A 2694-nucleotide genomic window follows, 5' to 3' on the forward strand; every position below is an offset into this window, starting at 1 on the left:
GAATCACCACCATTTCTAAATCTTGACCTGGCACTAGTTTCCAGTCATAATCCCGGAGCAATTGAGCCGCGAAAATCCTCATTTCTAATTTGGCAAACTCCCTGCCTAAACATTCCCGTAAACCACCTCCAAAGGGGATATATCCAAATATTTTTTGTTGATCTTCTGTCCTATCTGGACCAAACCGATCTGGATCAAAGCGTTGATGATATCGATAAATTGCCTCATTGTTGTTGGTTTCGGTAATTTGGCACAGTATAGTCCAACCTTGAGGAATCAAGTAACCGATGAACTACCCCGCCCTGTAGAGGGACGGGGTTTCAGCAGACCCGTCTGATGAGCGTGATTTTTGACGCTTCATCTTCCCTAGTTGCTTCATCGATCCAGTATGCTTACTGGTCTTTGAAGTAGAGCTAGAAAATCCACGTTTATCGAGGTCATTTCCGTACCCCGGCTGATTACCTAGTGCTGCGTTGTACATCACCATTGTGCTGGTTTTGTCCCGTGAAAGCCGAAATCCGCACTCATCACAAACGTGATAACGATTGGAGAGATTAGCCCAGTCTTTATGAACTTTTCCACACTTTGGGCAACGTTGTGATGGCTTTAATTGCTTGGTGGGCAGTTGAAGTACTATCCCACCTTTTAGCTCAATTTTGTAGGACAGCATCTTGTTAAGAGAACCAAAACCAACATCAAGAATGGATTTGTTCAACCCAGCCTTTTGTTTTTTGCGCTTTGACCCTTTCTTTGCCTTACGGGTCATCCCTTTCGTGTTTAGCTTTTCAGTTACACCGATGTCATAACGACTAACTAAATCTGATGTAACTTTGTGCTGCCAGTCTTTTCTCTGATTGCAAATTTTGCGTTTAATTTGAGATTCTCGTCTATTGGCTTTTTTCCAACGAATTGATGGCTTTACTCGCTGTTTACGATTAGGAGCGCGTTTTCTGCGTTTATCTTTGCCAGCAGCTTTCAATAATGGTTCTAAAGTACGAGTAAAACGCTGATTTTTGATTTCGTTGAACTCGGAACCATCAAAAGTAGTAATAGCTGTCTCTGTTCCCAAGTCATAAGCCACAACCGACTCATAACTTAAGTCTGATTCAGACCCATACTTGGGTTCGGGTACATCCACTTTTACGGTGATCGACGCAAACCATTGATTTAGTCGCGGTTTGTAAACAACGGTCAAAGTGGTTGGTTTTCCCCAATGTTTGGCTTTACCTCGCATCCTGATCTGGGTTTTTAAGTCATTTAGCACTAGAGTTCCATGTTTTCCATTGCTGTCAACTTTCCATCCAGAAGTGCTGGGGTAAGTCCAACCAGAATAATCCCTGATAGACTTAAATCTTGGGAACTTTCTTAATCCCTTTAAAAAGCTGTTGTAAGCTAAATCTACCCGTTTAACGGTCGCTTGTAATGAGGTACTGTAAAGACCTTTATACTCAGGCCAACACTCTTTGTATGCTGGCAAAATATTCTGTTGCTCAAGGTAGTTGACACTTTTTCGATTCACCTTCCATTCATAGCGGCGGTGAGCTAGACAGGCATTGTACAGAAGTTGGTGTAACGAACGGGCATAAAATAGCTTAGCTTTTTGTGACTCAGTTGGATACAGTCGAAATGTCTGTATTAGCATCAAAACAGTAATCTAAATCCCTTGTTTTAAATCAGTCGATTTTTATTCTAGAATCAACATAACACGGATAAACGGAACTGACAAGGGATACCCAGAATTATTATGAGGAAAGGCTCTCACGTGGTTTTTTCTATTCACCTGCATATTGTCTTTGTGACAAAATACCGTCGCCAGGTGTTTACTAAAACGATGTTAGATCGCATGGCTCAAGTATTCACGAGAGTATTGGAGCCAAACAAATGTAAATTAGAAGAATTCAACGGTGAACCAGATCATGTTCACTTGATGGTAAGTTTTCATCCCGACAATAACTTATCTGATTTAATCGCATCCCTGAAATCCGCTAGTAGCAGAATTCTCAGGAAAGAATTCAAAGAAGATATCAGTAAGCATTATTGGGGAGAAAAAGCGAAATTATGGCATGACTCTAAATGTATAGTTTCTTGTGGCGGAGCACCTTTAGAGAAAGTCAAGCAATATATCGAAAATCAATCAGGCGGACGCAATTGAGGGGTCGAAATTCCCCATTTGTTAAATAGTTGACCCAGAGCGGTTTGGGAACCTACATCAGTTCCCATCAGCAAGGTACTAGCGATATCAAAGGTATAGTCCCGCAGTTCAGGATACCAGGTTAAGGTTCCAATCTCTTCCCATTTCTGGAGATAGTTCCTAGTAGTCTACCACAGTGATTTTGACAGGTGGCTACAAATGTGAGAAGCTTGATAAAAACTGGCTTGAGCAACTATGGCTGTCAAATACATCGTCAATCTATCGAATTCTGAGCGTGAGCATCTCTATCAAATTACTTCTAAAGGAAAAACAACCGGAAGAATCGTCAAAAGAGCCCAAATTCTGTTGCTGTCAGATGAAGGACATCCAGACGAGGTTATAGCAACTATGTTGAAAGTGGGAGAATCAACAGTGCATCGAACGCGACAAAGATGTGTAGAAGAGGGACTAGAATCAGCCTTAAAAGAACGTCGTCGAAAGGGAAGAACTAAACTCCTACAGGGAAAAACAGAAGCGTTTTTAGTAGCTACAGCTTGTAGTGA

General features: G+C 41.5%; 4 protein-coding genes. 2 read left to right on the forward strand and 2 right to left on the reverse strand.

What is annotated here, in order from left to right; translation table 11 throughout:
* Positions 1–280, reverse strand: a 280-nt coding sequence (locus F6K49_RS40055) for a cytochrome P450 (protein ID WP_293106322.1), incomplete at its 3' end; no start/stop codon positions are given.
* A gap of 12 nt (positions 281–292) precedes the next feature.
* A complete protein-coding gene (locus F6K49_RS40060; protein WP_293106326.1) occupies positions 293–1642 on the reverse strand; it encodes a transposase in 1350 nt (449 codons plus the stop codon).
* 102 nt (positions 1643–1744) lie between these two features.
* Here F6K49_RS40060 and tnpA point away from each other — a divergent pair, with 102 nt between their 5' ends.
* Both tnpA and F6K49_RS40070 read left to right on the forward strand, forming a co-directional pair.
* The gene (tnpA, locus tag F6K49_RS40065; RefSeq protein WP_193431280.1) at positions 1745–2152 is read left to right on the forward strand and encodes an IS200/IS605 family transposase; all 408 of its coding nucleotides are present in this window, start codon (positions 1745–1747) and stop codon (positions 2150–2152) included.
* Positions 2153–2386: 234 nt separating this feature from the next.
* Positions 2387–2694, forward strand: a 308-nt coding sequence (locus tag F6K49_RS40070) for a helix-turn-helix domain-containing protein (protein ID WP_293106332.1), incomplete at its 3' end; no start/stop codon positions are given.

This window comes from Moorena sp. SIO3I6 (assembly GCF_010672095.1).